Origin of the sequence: Methylobacterium fujisawaense, assembly GCF_039619325.1 — a bacterium.
Classification (GTDB): Bacteria; Pseudomonadota; Alphaproteobacteria; order Rhizobiales; family Beijerinckiaceae; genus Methylobacterium; species Methylobacterium fujisawaense.
On sequence record NZ_CP155000.1, the window covers coordinates 466,618 to 483,469 of the forward strand.

A 16,852-nucleotide genomic window follows, 5' to 3' on the forward strand; every position below is an offset into this window, starting at 1 on the left:
CCGTCAGCGCGGCGGCATCCGCAGCGCCCCGTCGAGGCGGATCGTCTCGCCGTTCAGCATCGGGTTCTCGCAGATGTGGCGGACGAGGTCCGCGTATTCCGACGGGCGGCCGAGGCGCGGCGGGAAGGGCACGCTCTGGCCGAGGGTGTCCTGCACGTCCTGGGGCAGCCCCGCCATCATCGGGGTCTCGAAGATGCCCGGCGCGATGGTCACCACCCGGATGCCGTGCCGGGCGAGTTCCCGGGCAAGGGGCAGCGTCATGGCGACCACGCCGCCCTTCGACGCCGCGTAGGCGGCCTGCCCGATCTGGCCGTCGAAGGCCGCGATCGAGGCGGTGTTGACGATCACGCCCCGGGCGCCCGCCGCGTCCGGCGCCTCCCGGGCGATGGCGTCGGCCGCCAGCCGGATCATGTTGAAGGTGCCGACGAGGTTGACCGAGACCGCCCGCGCGAAGGTCTCGAGCCGGTGCGGCCCGTCGCGGCCGACCACCTTCTCCCCCGGCGCGATGCCGGCGCAGTTCACGAGCCCGTGGAGGTGCCCGAACGCGTCCAGCGCCGTCCGGACCGCCGCCGCGCCATCGGCCTCGCGGGTGACGTCCGTCTCGACGAAGCGCGCCTGCGTCCCGAGATCCGCCGCCACCCGGGCGCCGGCCTCCCGGGCGATGTCGGCCACGACCACCCGGGCCCCCGCCGCCGCGAGGCCCCGCGCCGTCGCCTCCCCGAGGCCGGAGCCCGCGCCCGTGACGATGAAGACCCGATCCCTGATCATCTCGCTGGCCATCCTGGCCCCCCGACGGTTCCGGGCGACCGACGGCGCCCCGCGGCCACCGACCTAGCGCGGCGCCGCAGCGGCCGGAAGTCGTCCCCGTTCGGATCCGGGACCGATCCGTTCCGCTGGGCGATTGACGTGTGAAATTTTCCCACATACAACATGCGAAGACGATCTGCGGTCGCGGATCGGATGTCCCCGTGTTTCCCGCGCTTCGGTGCCCGGTCGCCAAGTCATGCCGTGTCCATGTCAGGGAACGGCCAAGTCATGGTGCGGCCAAGTCATGGTGCGGCCGAGTCGTGCGGTCGTGACGGTTCTGTCGCGGACCGCACCCGTCATTCTCCGGTCCCGGCCATCCGGGAGCGGCCGAGCCCTCACGCCTGATCAGGACAGTCATGGACGTCCCCTGGATCGAGACCGCCGCCCGGCACTGGCGACATGGGCGGATCGTCGGGCGCCGGTTCGCCGACCGGCGTCCCGGCATCCGCGCGGCCCTGCGGGCGGCCGCGCCGGACAGCGTGCTGCTGGCCGGCAACTCCCACGCGGAGTTCGTCGGAACGCCGGATCTCGGCGGCCGGGCCTGCATCAACATCGCCGTCGGCGGCAGCACCGCGGCCGATTGCGGCCGCCATCTCGCGGAGCTGCGCGTTCCGACCCGCTGCGCGGCCGCGGTGCTGATCATCGGCACCAACGACCTCCAGCGCTGGCGGCATCCCGAGCGGGTCCGCGTGGTCGACCGGTTCGAGGCCGATGTCCGGCGCATCCTGCGCAGTCTGGAGGCGTGGTCGGCACAGGTGTTCGTCGCCGCCGTACCGCCGGTCGGAATCGGGGCGACCGGCCGGGATCCCGCAGCCGTCGCGGTCTTTTCGGACCGCTTGGCGAGGCTGTGTGCCGAGGGGGGCCACACCTTCTTCGACCCGTTCGCGGCGTGGCGCGCCGGCACCGGGGGGCTCGCCGGCCCCGGTCTTCACCGGGACGGCGTGCATCTGGCCGATTACGCGCCCCTGGCCGCGGCGCTCTCCCGCGCGGTGGCGGGCATGGTCCATCCGGCCGGGCGGCCGCTCCGCCCGGATGTGCCCTGTCCCGGGCCCCGCCCGACGCCCGTCGCGACCGCGCCTGCCGCGACGGCGCCCCTGCGGGTCCTGCGTGCGGCCTGGGTCGGCCGGCCGTGAGGATCCGCGCGCTCCGGGTCGCGGCCATGCGCCCGCCCTCGCGCGGCGACAGGCCGTCCCTGCCGCGCCGGGTCTGGCCCGCCGACGCGGCGGCTTGGCTCGACGAGAACGGCGTCCGGCAGCCCCGGGCGGCGCGGCGCACCCTCGCGGCGCTGGCGGCCCTCGAGTCCCGCGGACGGTACGACGCCTGGGCGGAGGGCGAGGGCAAGGTCGTCACCGGGCCGGTCAGCGCGCTGGTCCTGGGCGACGCGGAGGCGGAGATCGGGTTCGTCTTCAGCCTCACGCCCGACGGGTATGGCGCGGAGCCGTTCTGAACGGATCCCCATCAAGGCGGGCTCGTGCACAGCAGGGTGGGCGCGCAGACCGTCCGGAAGCCCGCCCGGACGTAGAGCGCCTCGACCGCGCCGCCGGCCGGGCATTGCAGGAAGACCTGGGTGGCCCCGCGGGCCCGCGCCTCGCGCAGGGCCGCGACGGTCACGGCGGTGCCCAGGCCGCGACGCTGCCGGTCGGCCCGCGTGCTGACATTGTACAGCCCCGCCCTGTCGCCGCGCAGGTAAAGGCTCGCGCAGGCCGCCGGACCGGTGGCGTCGCGCAGGACGAGGTGCAACGGCGCGAGTCCGGTCCTGCTCCGGGCCGCGCGCAGGGCCGGGATATAGAAGCGGCGCAGATGCGTCCGCACGCCCGGGTCGTCGGACAGGTGAGCGAAGACCCGCTCGAAATCCGGCCCCGGCGCGGGCGCCGCCTGCACGGTGATCGCGCCACCCGCCGCGGACGACGACGGCCGCGGCCACGCCACCATCCAGCTCGCCGGGTAGAGCGCCGCCGGCTCGAACAGATCGCGCAGCAGCGCCACCTCCGCGTCGTCCCGGGCCAGGAAGGCCGGCGCCCGGGCACGCCCGAGGGCCGCGGCCCCCGCCCAGGCGAACTGGTCGGGCCGATGCACCCCGAAGGCGAAGTTCAGGGTCGGGTCCGGAATGCTCCGCGACCAGACGTAACCCGCCCCCCCGGGGCCGTGCTCGACGCCGTCGATCAGGGAGCCGGTGAGCGCGGCCACATGGGCGTCGCGCAGGGCCTCGAAGGTCAGATCGGGGTCCCGCGGAGTCATGCGGCGGTCCCGGCGGCGGCTCCGGCGGCAGTCCCGGCGACGGTCCGCGCGGCCCGGCCCCATGCCCCGGCACCGGGCGCCATCAGCGCGGCGATCCGGTCGTGGAGATACGGCGACAGGACGATGTCGAGATGATCGGTTTCCGGTACGGTCTCCACCGCGAGAAGCCGGCTGGTGAGCGCGGACCAGTCGATCACCGGCAGGCCGCGGGTCAGGGACTCCGCCGCCACGAAGCTGTGGACCGGCACCGCGGCGGGTTCCAGCCGGAGGCCGCGGAACTGAATGGCATGGTCGACCAGCGTCCAGAGCATCCGCTCCCGGCTTCCGACCTCGGGTCCGTCGGTCGGCAGGGGCTGCGGCTCGGCGGCCAGGAAGCGCAGGAACTGCAGGTCGGCCTCCGGGTCCATGCGGGCGCGCAGGGCCGCCCAATGCGCACGCATCGGCGAGCGCTCGAGCCAGGCGCCGACCAGCGATTCGTGGGCCGCCCGCTCCTCGGGCGCGATCGGCCGGCCGGCGCCGGGGGCGAAATTGGCCTCCAGGCCGCAGGCATCGAGCATGCCGACGCACGCCAGGGGGACGCCGGGGCCGAGCCGGCGGGCGGTCTCGTAGGCCAGCACTCCGCCCCAGGACCAGCCCAGGAAGACGCACGTGCCGGCGCGGCCGCGCATCAGGCCGCGCACCCGCTCGGCATAGGCGTCGGCGAGGTCGGCCACCGCCGGCAGCGGCCGGACCGCCTCCACCAGGGAGGCGCACAGGAAGCCGTGCGCCTCCTGCCCGGGACCGAGATGGGCCACCAGGGGCTCGTATTCCCGGGTGCTCACCAGGAGTCCCGGGAACAGCACCAGCACCGGCCGGTCGCTCTCCGGCTGCCCGGCGGACAGCCGGACCGTGGGGGCGAGGCCCTCGTCGGCGGCCTCCGATCCGGCATCGATCCGCGCCGCCAGCTCCGCGATGGTGGGATCGCGCAGGAGGTCCGCCACGCCGATCCCGCCCCGGGGCGCGATGAGGCGCAGGCGCGCCACCAGCCGCAGGGCCGACAGGGAATCGCCGCCGAGTTCGAAGAAGCGCCGGTCCGCCACCCGGACCGGAAAGCCCAGGACCTCGGACCAGATCCCGGCGAGCCGCCGCTCCGTGGCGGTGCCGGGGGGCCGCCCGCGCCGGTCGTCGGCGGCGGGGTCCGGCAGGGCGTGGCGGTCGAGCTTGCCGTTGGCGGTCACCGGAAGCCGGTCGAGGAGGGTCAGGCTCGCCGGCACCATGGGCTCCGGCAGGGTGCGGGCCAGGCCGGCGCGCAGGCGGCCGGGCTCCGGGCGGCGCCCGCGTGACGGCACGACGTAGCCCGCGAGATAGGCGCCGGCCGGGCCCTCCCGGCGCAGGACCACGGCCTCCGCGACGCCCGGCAGCCCCCGCAGGGCCGCCTCGACCTCGCCGATCTCGATCCGGTGGCCGCGGATCTTGACCTGATCGTCCGCCCGTCCGGCGAAGGCGAGGCTGCCGTCGGGGCGGCGCCGCACGCGGTCGCCGGTTCGGTACATCCGGCCGCCGCCCGCGGCGTAGGGGTCCGGCAGGAACCGCTCGGCGGTGAGCGCCGGACGCGCCCAATAGCCCCGGGCGAGGCCGCCGCCGATGTAGAGCTCGCCGGTTTCCCCCGCGCCCACGGGTTCGAGATCGGGCCCCAGCACGTAGGCCGCCCGCGCGCCCACCGGGCCGCCGATCGGCGCGTAGGGCTCGTCGAAGGTCGCGTCCGGCGGCACCGCCCAGATCAGCGGCGAGATCACGCATTCGGTCGGGCCGTAGCCGTTGATCAGCAGCCGGGGCTTCAGGGCGCGTCCGAGCCGCGCGAAGGTCTCCCGGGGCATCCCCTCCCCGCCGAAGGAGTAGACCTGGACCGAAGGGGCCTCGCCCAGGCGCTCGGCCCAGTCGGCGAGCTGGCCGATGAAGCTCGTGGGGAAGCCCGCATGGGTCACCCGGTGCCGGCGGATCTGCGCCAGGGTCTCGGCGGCGGTCCAGAGGTCGGGGCCGCGCAGCACGATGCAGCCGCCGGCCACGAGGGGCGTCATCCAGCGCTCGTGGGCGCCGTCGAACGCGAAGGACAGGACATGGAGCTCGCGCGACTCCGCGTCCATCGCGTAGGCCGCGGCCGTGGTCCGGCAGTGCATGGCGAGCGGGCCGTGTTCCACGAGCACGCCCTTCGGCATGCCGGTGGAGCCCGACGTGTAGATCAGGTAGGCGGCATCCCCCGGCTCCGGCATCGACGGGACGGCGGCGGCTCGGTCGGCTTCCAGGGCGGCGGGATCGAGCCGGGCGAGGCCCGCCGGAAGCTCCAGGCGCGCGGCGATCGCCGGCGTCGTGACGCAATGCGCGATGCCGGCATCCGCCAGCATCAGCTGCACCCGGGCGGCGGGGTATGCCGGATCGAGGGGCAGGAAGGCCGCGCCGGCCCGCAGAACCCCGAGCAGCGCCACGATCATCTCCGGCGACCGCTCCAGCGCCACCGCGACGCGGTCCCCGCGCCCGATCCCGCGGGCCGCGAGCCCGGCCGCGAGGGCGCAGGCCCGGGTGTCGAGCTCGCCCCGGGTGAGCGTCCGGTTCCCGAACACCACCGCCGGCCGCCCGGGCTCGGCCGCGGCGAGGCGGGCGAGCCGGGCCGGGACGCTCTCGCGGTCGGCGTCGGGGGCTGGCTCCGACAGGGGGGCGGCTTCGGGCGCGTGCGCCGGATCGGCGATCCAGTCCCGCGCCGCCGCGATCCCGCAGGGGCCGTATGCCCGGCTCCAGCCGGCGGGCAGCGCCCGGCCGGCCGGCCAGAAGGCGCCGTGCCCGGCCCGGTCGAAGGCCACCACCACCGGTGCCAGGGTCCAATCCCCGGCCGCGTCCGCGGTCGTGTCCGCGCCCGTGTCCGCGATCGCCGCCTCGTCCGCCATCGCCGCCTGGCCGGTCTGCCTGTCCATCCGCCCGCTCCTGCGCCGCTCCTGGCCTCGATGAACTGACGGTTGAGGCGGGGGGCCGTTCACGGCGGCGCCCCGGGGCCTCCGGGCCGCGCCCGCACGAAAGGTCTGAACGCCGGGCGGCCCCATCCGTCAGGGAGGTGCCGGCGACACGCGGAGGACGGATGACGGACGCTTCGAGGCCCAGCATGTCCAGGGACGGGATGCACGACGACACGGCGCACGCCGACGCGCGGGTGCCGCTGACCCTGGAGGGGACCCGGGAGGTGCCGGTGATCCGCCTCGCCGGTTCGGTCGAGCCGGCGGCCGCCGTGGATGCGATCCTGGCGCGCGCCGAGGCGCTGACCGCCGAGGACACGCGGGTCCTGCGCATCGCCGTGACGGCCGATCCGGCGACGACCGGGCGGCTGCTCGACCTCGGCGCGGCCCGGCGCAGCGGCGACGGGGTCGAGATCCTGCCGGGGCTTCTCTGGCAATGCGCCGCCCGCTGGCTTCCCGCGGTCCGGCCGCCGTTCCCCGAGCTGTTCACCGCCACGGACGGGCGCCGCCACCCGCTGCGGCCCGGGACGCCCGCCGGCACGGTCTACGCGCGGGCGATCCCCTGGCTCGGCCGCACCGTGAGCTTCCGCACGATGACGGAGCCCGGCGACGTCGCCCTGTTCTCCGCCTGGATGAACGATCCCCGGGTCGCCGCGATCTGGCAGGAGACCGGCACCCTCGCGGCGCATGCCGCCTACATCGCCAAGCTCCAGTCCGATCCCGCGACCCTGCCGCTGTTCGGCTGCCTCGACGGGAAGCCGTTCGGCTATTTCGAGCTGTACTGGGCGCGGGAGAGCCGCCTCGGGCCGCTCTACGAAGCCGGGCCCTACGACCGCGGCTGGCACGTGGCGATCGGCGACGAAGCCGTCCGCGGGCGGCCCGTTCTCTCGGCGTGGCTGCCGTCGCTGATGCATTACCTGCTCCTCGACGAGCCGCGCACGCAGCGGATCGTCGGCGAGCCCCGGGCCGATCACGCCCAGCAGATCCGGAATCTTCACGCCTCCGGCTTCGCGACGATCGCCACCGTCGACTTCCCCCACAAGCGGGCGGCCCTGGTCGCCCTGTCGCGCGAGCATTTCGTCCGCGACCGGCTCTGGGTGCCGGGCGCGGCCGCCGCCGACGCCGCGCCGCGGCCCCCCGCCGTGCCGGCCTAGACCGCCCCCCGAGCGAACAGAGATGCGAGCGATGACGGATCACCCCGCGACCGACGACATCATCGGCATCGGCTTCGGCCCGGCCAACCTGTCCCTGGCCATCGCCCTGCGGGACGCGATGGGCGACGGGCCGCCGCGGACGTCCCTGCGGTTCATCGAGCGGCAGGATCGGTTCGGCTGGCACCGGGCGATGATGCTGCCCGGCGCCGACATGCAGATCAGCTTCGTGAAGGACCTCGTGTCCCTGCGCGATCCGACGAGCCCGTTCAGCTTCCTCAACTACCTGCACGTGAAGGGGCGGCTCAGCACCTTCCTCAACCTCAAGACGTTCAACCCGTCCCGGGTCGAGTACAACGACTACCTGGCCTGGGCGGCGGACCATTTCTCGGACGTGGTCGCGTATGGCGAGACCGTGGAGGCCGTGCGGCCGGAGATCCGCGACGGCCGGCTCGCCGCCTTCGTGGTCGAGGCCCGGGACGGCGCCGGGACGCGCCGCCTGCGCCGCTGCCGTCACCTCGTCGTGGCCGCGGGCGGCGACCCGGCGATCCCCGCCCCCTTCGCGGCCCACGCGCAGGACCGGCGGCTGATCCACTCCTCCTGGTACCTGCCGGGGATCGCGCAGGCCCTCGGGGCGCCGCGCCTGGACGGGCCGGAGCCCCGCATCCTGGTGGTGGGCGGCGGCCAGAGCGCCGTGGAGATCGTCACCGATCTCGGCGCACGCTACCCGCGGGCGCTCGTCGACCTCGCGATCCGCGGGCCCGCCCTGAAGCCCGCCGACGACAGTCCCTTCGTCAACGAGATCTTCGACCCTGCGGCCGTCGACCGGATTCACGGCGCCCCCGCGCCGGTCCGGGCCGAGCTGATCGCCGCCCACCGCGCCACCAACTACGCGGTGGTCGACGCCGACCTGATCCAGGACTTCTACGCCACGCTCTACGAGCAGACGGTGAGCGGCGTGACCCGCTACCGGCTGCGGCGGAGCACCCGGGTGGTGGCGCTGGAGGCGGCATCGGAGGGCTTGCGCGCGACCCTGCGCGACGACGTCGCCGGCACCGAGGAGCGGCAGAGCTACGCGGCGGTGATCTGCGCCACCGGCTACCAGCGCGCCGCGGTGCCGGCGATCCTCGATCCCGTGCGCCCGTTCATGGCCGGCGAGACCGCGGACCGGCACTACCGCCTGCCGCTGGAGCGCGCCGAGCCCCGGGTGAGCCTGCACCTCCAGGGCTTCAGCGAGCCGACGCACGGTCTGACCGAGACGTTGCTGTCGATCCTGCCCGTGCGGGCCGGCGCCATCGCGCAGACGATCCTCGAAGAGGAACGCGCCGCCCGGGCGGCCATCCGGTCGGCTGCGGCGGCCCCGTGAGGCGGCCGGTCGATCTCGACCAGGACCGGGTCGTCGCCCTCGTCCTGCGGTTGTCGGGGCCGGCGATCCTCGGCATCTCGGCCCACGCGCTGCAGATGCTGGTCAATGCGTGGTTCGTGGCCGATCTCGGCGCGGCCGCGATCGCCACCATCGCCATCGCGTATCCGGTCACGCTGCTGGTCGCGGCGCTCGGCTACGGGGCGGGGATCGCGGCGGCCTCGCAGGTCTCCCGCGCCCTCGGGGCGGGGGACGACGACCGCGCCGCGGCCTCTGCCGGCCTCGGCTTCTGGCTGAGCCTGCCGGCCGGGCTCGCCGTCACGGCCGCGATCGTCGCCGACACGCCGTTCTGGCTGCGCCTCCTCGGCGCCGATGCCGCCCTCGCCGCGGAGGCCGCGCCCTACACGGCGCTCGCCACGGTCGGCACGGCGCTGATGCTGGTGATGATCGTCGGCGGCTTCATCGTGCGCGCCCAGGGCCATGCGCGCCTCAGCGGCGCCGTCATGGTCGGCAGCTTCGGCCTCAACATCCTGCTCGACGGGGTGCTGATCCGGGTCTGCGGTCTCGGCACGGCGGGAGCCGGCTGGGCGGCGATCGGCGCGCAACTCGCGGGGGCGGCCGCTTACGGCCTGCATTTCGCCCGGGCGCGGGGGCCGGACCGCATCAGCGTCCGGTGGCCCGGCAGCCGGGTCGGGCGGGCGGCTCTCGCCGAGGCCCTGACCCTCGCCGTGCCGGCCACCGGCTCCAGCCTCCTCGCGGCCTTCGCGATGGCGCTGTTCGTGGAGGCGGCCGCCCCCTATGGCGACGCCGCCGTCGCCGCGCAGGGCATCGCCCTGCGGCTGACCCTGGTGGCGGCGCTGCCGCTCCTGGGGACGATGGCGGGCGCCCAGGCCGTCCTCGGCCACGCCGCCGGTGGCGGCCGCCGGGATCGCCTGCACCGCGCCCTCGTCTTCGTGCTCACCGCCGCCCTCGCCTATGGAGCCATCGTGGGCGGCCTGATGATCGTGCTGGCCGAGCCCCTCGCGGGCCTGTTCGCGCAGGATCCGGGGACCGCCCGGGAGGGTGCGCGCGCCACCGCGATCTTCGCCGTGGCCTTCATGCCGGTGGGCCTACAGCTCACGGCCGCGACCCTGTTCCAGGCGATCGGCGCGCCGCGCCGGGCCGCCGCCGTGTCGCTGGCGGCGCAGGGGTTGGCGCTGATCCCGCCGCTCCTGATCCTGCCGCCGCTCCTCGGCTATACGGGGGTGCTCGCCAGCCGGGTCGCGGCCGAGTTCCTGGCCGACGGGATCGGCTTGGCGCTGATGCTCGCGTGGTGCGTCGGCGCGCGCCGGACAGGCGGCGCAGCGCCGGTCGAGGGCCGCGAGACAGTGCAGGTGGCCGCGGCGCACGAGGCCGCACACCAGGGCACGTGAGACCCCGAGCCGGGCCGCGATCTCGATCTGCGGAACGCCCTCGACCCGGTGGAGCTGGAAGGCGGTCCGCACCGGCTCCGGCAGCTCGGCCACCGCGGCCTCCACCTGCCGCAGGGATTCGCGCGACGCCGCGGCCGCCTCGGGGGTTCCGATCCCCGGGTCGGCCGGATCCGGGGCGGCATCGAGGCCGGTGAACAGGCGCCGCTCGAAGCCCTGCCGCCGAGCCCGGTCGAGGGCGAGGTTGCGAACCATCCGCCCGACATAGGCGGCCTGGACCGCATCCGCGGCCTCAGGCGGATCCGCGATGAGCCGGAGCAGCACGTCCTGCACAACGTCCTCGGCCTGGGCCGGGCAGCCGAGGATGCGGCGCGCGCTCGCCAGATAGGCGGCGCGATGGCGCTCGAACGCCGCGAGGTTCCAGGATCCGCCGGGCGGCTGCCGGCCGGGGCCGGGCACGGGAGCCGCCGTGATCCTCTGGCCGGAGAGGCCAGCGTCGTAATTCCGGGCCGCCACGATCCCGCTCACATTGTCCCGCCTGCGTAGCTCACGCAGCCGGGACAGCTATCATGCGGTCGATTTGGACAACAATGTCTATCTTCGTGAATTAGAATGATTAAAATATTCGCTGTTCGGGATGTTTTCGCAGTGATTATCGAAAAGATCTGGTTTTCGGGTGCGAAGAAGGGCGTGACGACTTTCTGGGTCTTGAATCCTGCGGTCCGGCGTCTGGTGTCTGGCGTCCGGTGCCGGAGCGGCCGTGGGATCGGATTTCCGTCCGCGCCAGGGCCGGTCGGCGCGTGTATGCTGGCGGCCTGTCGATTCGGAGCGCGGGATGCGCATCCGAACCCTTCCCGCAGGATCGCGTCGGGAGAGCCGGGGCCGCGATGCCGTCCGTCGATACGCTCGTCCCGGTGGGTGCCTTCGCGCTGCTGGTCCTCGCGTTCGCCGTGAAGCACCTCGCGGCGGATTTCCTGTTCCAGACCAACTGGATGGCTGAAGGCAAGCAACGGCCGTCCGCGTGGCTCGTCCCGCTCTGCGCCCATACCGGCCTGCACGGCCTCGGCACGCTGCTGATCGCCCTCGCGGTGAAGCCGGCCCTGTGGTGGCTGGCGCTGGCGGACTTCGCGATCCACACGGCGATCGACCGCGGCAAGGCGCTGGTCGCCCAGCGGACGCGCCTGCCCGCCACGGATGCCCGGTTCTGGTGGCTGGTCGGCATCGACCAGTTCCTGCATCAGGTGACCCATCTCGGGTTCGCCGTGATGCTGGCGGCGGCCTGATCCGCGGTGCGGAGGGCGGGCGCCGCCGGGCGCGTCACAGCATCTCCGCCTCGAGCAGCCGGTTCGTGTCGGAGACCTTGCCGGCGAGTTCCAGCATCAGGAAGCGCTGGAAGGTGAGCGCCAGATCGGGGCGCTCCCGCTCCATGCGGGCGAGGCCGGCGCGGTCGATGCCGACCACCCGGCAGGGGCTCTCGGCGATGGCGGTGGCGGTGCGCCGGCCGCCCTGGACCAGCGCGATCTCGCCGATCACCGTGCCCGCGGTGGTGGTGCGCAGGCGCAGGTTTCCGCGGCCGGGAACCTCCATCTCGATGGAGACGACGCCCTGCTCCAGGAAGTAGAGGGCGTCGGCCGCCTCACCCTGGCGCATCAGCGTCGCGCCGGCCGTCAGGTCGCGGACCGTCAGATACGGTGCGAAGTCGTCCGGCCCGAACGTGCTGCCCAGCCGATCGGCCATGTGCCGGGCGAAGACGGCGACCTCCCCCGGGCCGGCCCCCCCGGCCTCCGCCAGGAGGGTGGCCTCGGCTTCGCGCAGGGCCTCGTCCAGGGTGTCGCGGATCCGGATATGCGGGTCCGCGGTGAGGCCGTTGCGGGCGATCTGCAGGCGTGCGGCCGGATCGAGATGGACCAGCAGCACGTCGAAGCCCCGCTGCTCGGCGAGCTGGCCGACCTTGCGGAACGCGATGAGCGCCGAGCTGTCGAGCCCGACCGTCTCGCGGAAATCCAGGATCAGGACGCGCAGATCCCCGGCCTCCGCGCCGGCGCGCCGGTAGATCGCCTGGGCGTTGAGGAAGAACAGGTAGCCCTGCAGGGTGTAGATCCGCGTGCGGCCGCCGGCTTCCTGCAGACGCGCCGCGGCGTCGGGACCGCGGATGACGCTGCTGCGCCGCTCCGCCCCGGAGAGCGACCGGCGGATCGCGCCGATCTGCCCGTACTGGACCCCGAAGATCAGGATCGCCAGCAGGACGCCGACCAGGAAGCCCGTGGTGGCCCCGAAGAACGCCGTGGCGGCGCACACGACCAGCGCGATGGCGATCTCCCAGCCCGGAAGGGTCCGGCAGGCGATGTTCAGGTTGAACAGCAGCCCGATGCCGATGGCGATCAGGGCGCCGCCGGCCAGCGGGCGGGGCAGAAGCGCCAGGGGGCTCGCGCCGACGATGAGCAGCGCCGCCATGACGGCCAGCGTCAGCCACCAGCCGAGCCAGTGGCCGCCGCCGATGTTGTGCAGCAGGAGCGTCGAGGTCCGGCCGAAGCCCATCGCGGAGCTGCCGAACAGGCTTCCGACCATGTTGGTGGCGCCGGAGGCCACGAACATCCGGTCGATGTCGAGGTCGCGCCGGATCTCCAGCTCGACGCTCACCACGTAGAGGATCTGGATGATCACCGCCACGACGACCAGGGTGGCGATCTTGGGCCAGATCGGCAGGAGCAGGTGCGGGTCGAAGGCCATGAGGCTGCCGATAGCGGGCGGCCGCAGCAGCGATCCCGCCGGCAGCGGCTCGATCAGCCATCCCGCGGCCTGCCCGGCGGCGACGCTGGTGCCGGTCCAGGCCAGTCCGAGATGGACCACGGCGAGACTCGACAGGATGACCGTGGGATAGGTCCCCCAGTGCCGGACGATCCGGGGCAGGTAGAAGGCGCAGAAGCCGATGCCGAGGGTCAGGGCGATGCGCGCCAGCGCTCCGGCATCGATCCGGCCCGGATCGAGGGCCGCCGGGTCGACGGTGCGGAGCAGGGCCGCCAGCGGATCGTCGACATGGCCGCCGATCTGCACGCCGCTGCGCAGGAACAGCAGCCCGACGCCGCCGAGGAAACCGGCGAGCACCGGATAGGGCAGGAGCTGCACCAGCAGGGAGGCCCGCAGGGTGCCGAGCAGCGCGAAGACCAATCCGGTGGCGAAGGTCGAGACGCCGCAGGCGACGAGGACGAGCTGGCCCACCGTCTCCGGATCGGTCACGCCCGCCGCTTCCAGCTGCCCGGCGACGCCCGCGGCGATCGCCGCCTGCACGATCGCGGCCGCGCCGATGAAGGAGAGCGAGATCCGCGCGGTCCGGCGGAGCGCGATGAAGACGAGGCTGCCCAGCACGTAGGCCGCGAGCAGGCCCGACAGGCCGGCGGCGCGGCTCTCCGCCAGCGGCCCCGCGAAGATGAGCTGGGAGTAGCTGATGAGATCGAGCAGCAGCACCATCACGGTCACCGCCGCGGCGGCGCCGATGCGTGCACCGCGCAGCAGCCCCTCGCGGCCGCCGGCCCGGGAGGCGGTTCCGGCGGACGTCAGGTCGGGTGTCGTCATCGGCACGGCCTCCACATCGTGCAGTCTCCGGGACTGCCGAGACAGGTTCCCGATAGTCGCGCGGGCCGATCATCTCAGAGCCGCAGGACTCGGAGTTCGGCCGCGCGTGTCCTAACCTGATGGCGGCCACGGGCTTAAATTATCGTGCAGGCGTGAGGCTGCCCGAAGGCAGCATCGGCGCGGGCGGCGGACCGCAAAGCCCGGTTGCGGCGCGCGGGTCCCGGTCCGGTATCCGGGATGCGATCCTGGACGGCGCGCCCGCACCTGCTAAGCCGACGGCGCCCAGGAGCCGCCGATGACCGCACCGATCCGACCCACCCGTCCCGCCTGCGCGGCGCTGCTGCTCGCCGGCTTCGCCGGGTCCGCCCGCGCCGCGGATGCGCCGTCGATCGCATGGCCCGAGCCCGGCGGCCGGGCGACGATCAGCCGGCCGTTCAAGGGATCGCCCCTCTCCGTCGGCGTCTCGTCCCGGACCGCGGGCGCCATCGACAGCCTGACCTGGGGCGGCACGCAGTTCATCAACGCCCGCGACCACGGCCGGGAGCTGCAATCGGCCGCCGCCTTCGACGGCTACGGGGAGTGCCTGAACCCCACGGAGGCCGGCAGCGATGCCGACGGCACCGGCCCGCGCAGCACGAGCCTGCTCACGGCCCTGCAGGTCGGCGCCGACACGCTCGAGACCCGGTCCCAGATGGCCTACTGGATCGGGCCCGGTGCGACGACCGGCAATTGCCCGAAGGGCCCCGGCCCCCATGCCGGGCCGCGCTCCAACGATGTCCTGGCCAAGCGCGTCACCCTCGGGGCCGAGGGCGTGGCCAACGCCATCGCGTACCGCGCCACCTACGTCACCGCCGAGCCGCATGCCTCCGCGACCTTCGAGGCGGCCACCGCCTACATGCCCCCCGACTTCGCGCAGTTCTGGAGCTACGATCCGGCGACGGGCCGCTCCGCGCCGCTCTCCGCGGGGCCGGCCGAGCAGGGCGTGCCGGTGATCCTGGCCAATGCCGACGGATCCCGGGCCATGGGCGTGTACAGCCCCGCCCTCCCCCAGCCGAGCGTGCCGAACGCGGGCTACGGCCGCTTCAACTTCGCGACCCTGCCGGGCCCCGGCAACGCGACGGTGAAGTGGAACTGCGTCTTCCGCGAGAACAACGTCCCGGCCGGGGCGCACAGCTACACCTGCTACGTGGTGGTCGGCACGCTGGAGGACGTCAAGGCGGGGATCGCGGCCCTGCGGACGGCGCTCGGCGGCGGGCCGGCCGCCCAAGCGCCGCGGGCTGCCCAAGCGCCGCAGGCCGCCCAAGCGCCGCGGGCTGCTATCGCGCCGCAGGCGGCCGTCGCGCCGCCCCCGGCCGCCCGGGCGCCCGGTACGGCGCTCTATGTCGGCACGCAGGGCGGCTGCAACGCCGGCGAGGTGACGATCGACCCGGGGTACAAGGGCTGCGCCACGGCGCCGATCGGCGCCACGCTGGCGCAACCGGGTAACCCCGGCGACCCGCCCGTCTATGTCGGCACGGCGGCCGGGCTCGATGCGGGCCTCGTCACCAGCAATCCCCGCCATCTCGACGCCGGCACGCGGCCGATCGGCTACCTCGCGCGGCCCGGATCCGGCGGGACGCCCCTCTATGTCGGGACGCAGGCGGGGTGCAATGCCGGGGTGGTCTCGACCAACCCGGCGCATCTCGACTGCAGCGGCGCGCCTCTGGGCGTCGCCGTGCGGTGACGGTTCAGCGCGCCTCGCTGAAGCGCTTGGTCGCCCGCTGCTCCTTCTTGTAGGCGGTGATCGCCGCCGAGCAGTTGGGCGAGAGCTTCTTGAGATTGGCCTTGAAGCAGGCTTCGACTTCCGGGCCGCCCGGCGCGTAGGCGCTGCAGAAATCCATGTAGTCGCCGGTGCAGTACTGCTTGAGCGCTTCCCGGGCCGGGGATTGCTCCGCGAAGGCCGCGGCGGGGCCGAGGCAGAGACCGATGGCCAGCAGGGCCGTCTTGGTCGAAGTCATGGACATCCTTCACTCGTCCCGGCCGCGCGCGTACGGCGCGCGGCGATGGGCGGGGCGGATGGACGCCAAGGATGGCGTCACCATGACACCCGGGCAGCGCGAATGCAGATCAGCCATGCCCGGTCCCGGAGGGCGGCCCGATCCTCCGGTCAGTGCGCGCCGACGCGGCGGCTGGGCACGATGTCGTTGGCGACGATCTCCCCGAACGGGCCGTCGTTGCGGGCATTGGTGGCCGGGCGACCCGTGGTGGCGCGCAGCGGCAGCTTCGGGAAGACCAGCTCGGCGAAGCGGTAGGCCTCCTCCAAGTGCGGGTAGCCCGAGAGGATGAAGCGGTCGATCCCGAGATCGATGTACTCCTTCATCCGGTCGGCGACCTGATCGGCCGAGCCGACCAAAGCCGTCCCGGCACCGCCGCGCACGAGGCCGACGCCGGCCCAGAGGTTGGGCGACACCACCAGCTTGTCGCGCTTGCCGCCGTGGAGGGCCATCATGCGGCTCTGGCCGACGGAATCCTGCCGCTTCAGGGTCTCCTGCGCCTTCGCGATGGTGGCGTCGTCGAGCTTCGAGATCAGTTGCTCGGCCGCGTCCCAGGCCTCGCCCTCCGTCTCCCGGGCGATGACGTGCAGGCGGATGCCGTACGAGAAGGTCTTGCCCTTCGCCTCGGCGGCCTGCCGGGCGGCGGCGATCTTTTCCGCGACCTGCGCCGGCGGCTCGCCCCAGGTGAGGTAGACGTCGCAATGCTCGGCCGCCACCGCCATCCCGGCGGGCGACGAGCCGCCGAAATAGAGCGGCGGATAGGGCTTCTGCACCGGCGGGTAGATCAGCCGGCCGTTCTCGGCGCGCAGATGCGCGCCCTGGAAGGTCACGGTCTCCCCCGCCAGCAGGCCGCGCCAGATCGTCAGGAACTCGTCGGTGACGGCGTAGCGTTCGTCGTGGGACAGGAACACGCCGTCGCCGGCGAGCTCCACCGGGTCGCCACCGGTGACGACGTTGATCAGCAGGCGCCCGCCGGAGATCCGGTCGAGGGTCGCGGTCATGCGGGCGGCGGCCGAGGGCTCCATCAGGCCCGGCCGCACCGCCACGAGGAAGCGCAACTGCCGGGTCAGGGGCGCCAGGGCCGAGGCGACGATCCAGGAATCCTCGCAGGAGCGCCCGGTGGGCAGCAGCACGCCGTAATAGCCGAGGGCGTCGGCGCCCTGCGCGATCTGCTGGAGGTAGCCGAGCGACACGTCCCGGGCGCCCTCCTGGGCACCGAGATAGCGCCCGTCGCCGTGGGTCGGCAGAAACCAGAGGACGTCGGCGCGCCCGTCGTGCGATGCGGTCATCGGGAAGC

Annotated in this window: 13 protein-coding genes and 1 pseudogene; 7 read left to right on the top strand and 7 right to left on the bottom strand. The window is 74.2% G+C overall.

Features of this window, described 5'->3' with window-relative positions:
* Positions 1-3: 3 nt before the first annotated feature.
* The gene (locus ABC766_RS02290) at positions 4-768 is read right to left on the bottom strand and encodes a 3-hydroxyacyl-CoA dehydrogenase (protein WP_236952901.1); all 765 of its coding nucleotides are present in this window, start codon (positions 766-768) and stop codon (positions 4-6) included.
* A 395-nt stretch (positions 769-1,163) separates the two neighbouring features.
* On the opposite strand from ABC766_RS02290, the gene ABC766_RS02295 reads away from it, so the two are divergent.
* Positions 1,164-1,940: an SGNH/GDSL hydrolase family protein gene (locus ABC766_RS02295; RefSeq protein WP_345820976.1), complete on the top strand. Its 777-nt coding sequence runs from the start codon at positions 1,164-1,166 to the stop codon at positions 1,938-1,940.
* A 26-nt stretch (positions 1,941-1,966) separates the two neighbouring features.
* Entirely contained in the window at positions 1,967-2,254 is a 288-nt protein-coding gene (locus tag ABC766_RS02300) for a hypothetical protein (protein WP_342142928.1), read from the top strand.
* An 11-nt stretch (positions 2,255-2,265) separates the two neighbouring features.
* On the opposite strand, the gene ABC766_RS02305 is transcribed toward ABC766_RS02300, so the two are convergent.
* The gene (locus ABC766_RS02305) at positions 2,266-3,045 is read right to left on the bottom strand and encodes a GNAT family N-acetyltransferase (RefSeq protein WP_043382476.1); all 780 of its coding nucleotides are present in this window, start codon (positions 3,043-3,045) and stop codon (positions 2,266-2,268) included.
* Positions 3,042-5,990 carry an amino acid adenylation domain-containing protein gene (locus ABC766_RS02310; RefSeq protein ID WP_345820977.1) on the bottom strand — a complete coding sequence of 983 codons (2,949 nt, stop codon included), beginning with the start codon at positions 5,988-5,990 and terminating at the stop codon, positions 3,042-3,044. The genes ABC766_RS02305 and ABC766_RS02310 overlap by 4 nt, the downstream gene beginning before the upstream one ends.
* A gap of 185 nt (positions 5,991-6,175) precedes the next feature.
* On the opposite strand from ABC766_RS02310, the gene ABC766_RS02315 reads away from it, so the two are divergent.
* From ABC766_RS02315 to ABC766_RS02325, 3 genes are read left to right on the top strand one after another with little or no spacing between them, the layout of a single operon-like run.
* Positions 6,176-7,180, top strand: a complete 1,005-nt coding sequence (locus ABC766_RS02315) for a GNAT family N-acetyltransferase (protein WP_244538854.1) — start codon at positions 6,176-6,178, stop codon at positions 7,178-7,180.
* Positions 7,181-7,211: 31 nt separating this feature from the next.
* Positions 7,212-8,543, top strand: a complete 1,332-nt coding sequence (locus ABC766_RS02320) for a lysine N(6)-hydroxylase/L-ornithine N(5)-oxygenase family protein (RefSeq protein ID WP_043354124.1) — start codon at positions 7,212-7,214, stop codon at positions 8,541-8,543.
* On the top strand, positions 8,540-9,952 hold the full coding sequence (locus ABC766_RS02325; protein WP_182592962.1) for an MATE family efflux transporter: 1,413 nt from the start codon (positions 8,540-8,542) through the stop codon (positions 9,950-9,952). Before ABC766_RS02320 ends, ABC766_RS02325 begins: the two co-directional genes overlap by 4 nt.
* A gap of 24 nt (positions 9,953-9,976) precedes the next feature.
* On the opposite strand, the pseudogene ABC766_RS02330 reads toward ABC766_RS02325, so the two are convergent.
* Positions 9,977-10,477: pseudogene (locus ABC766_RS02330) on the bottom strand (sigma factor); the annotation flags it as partial.
* A gap of 359 nt (positions 10,478-10,836) precedes the next feature.
* Between ABC766_RS02330 and ABC766_RS02335 the strand changes: the two are divergent.
* On the top strand, positions 10,837-11,232 hold the full coding sequence (locus ABC766_RS02335; RefSeq protein ID WP_043357581.1) for a DUF3307 domain-containing protein: 396 nt from the start codon (positions 10,837-10,839) through the stop codon (positions 11,230-11,232).
* A 34-nt stretch (positions 11,233-11,266) separates the two neighbouring features.
* Here the strand turns inward: ABC766_RS02335 and ABC766_RS02340 are convergent, their stop codons facing one another.
* Positions 11,267-13,522 (bottom strand): SLC26A/SulP transporter family protein, encoded by a 2,256-nt coding sequence (locus ABC766_RS02340; RefSeq protein WP_182592963.1) that lies wholly within the window; start codon positions 13,520-13,522, stop codon positions 11,267-11,269.
* Positions 13,523-13,817: 295 nt separating this feature from the next.
* Here ABC766_RS02340 and ABC766_RS02345 point away from each other — a divergent pair, with 295 nt between their 5' ends.
* A complete protein-coding gene (locus tag ABC766_RS02345; RefSeq protein ID WP_345820985.1) occupies positions 13,818-15,245 on the top strand; it encodes a hypothetical protein in 1,428 nt (475 codons plus the stop codon).
* A gap of 4 nt (positions 15,246-15,249) precedes the next feature.
* On the opposite strand, the gene ABC766_RS02350 is transcribed toward ABC766_RS02345, so the two are convergent.
* Complete coding sequence (locus ABC766_RS02350) at positions 15,250-15,519, bottom strand: hypothetical protein (protein ID WP_043357569.1); 270 nt, start codon at positions 15,517-15,519, stop codon at positions 15,250-15,252.
* Positions 15,520-15,668: 149 nt separating this feature from the next.
* Positions 15,669-16,844 (bottom strand): FMNH2-dependent alkanesulfonate monooxygenase, encoded by a 1,176-nt coding sequence (gene ssuD, locus ABC766_RS02355; protein ID WP_043382379.1) that lies wholly within the window; start codon positions 16,842-16,844, stop codon positions 15,669-15,671.
* Positions 16,845-16,852: the final 8 nt, after the last annotated feature.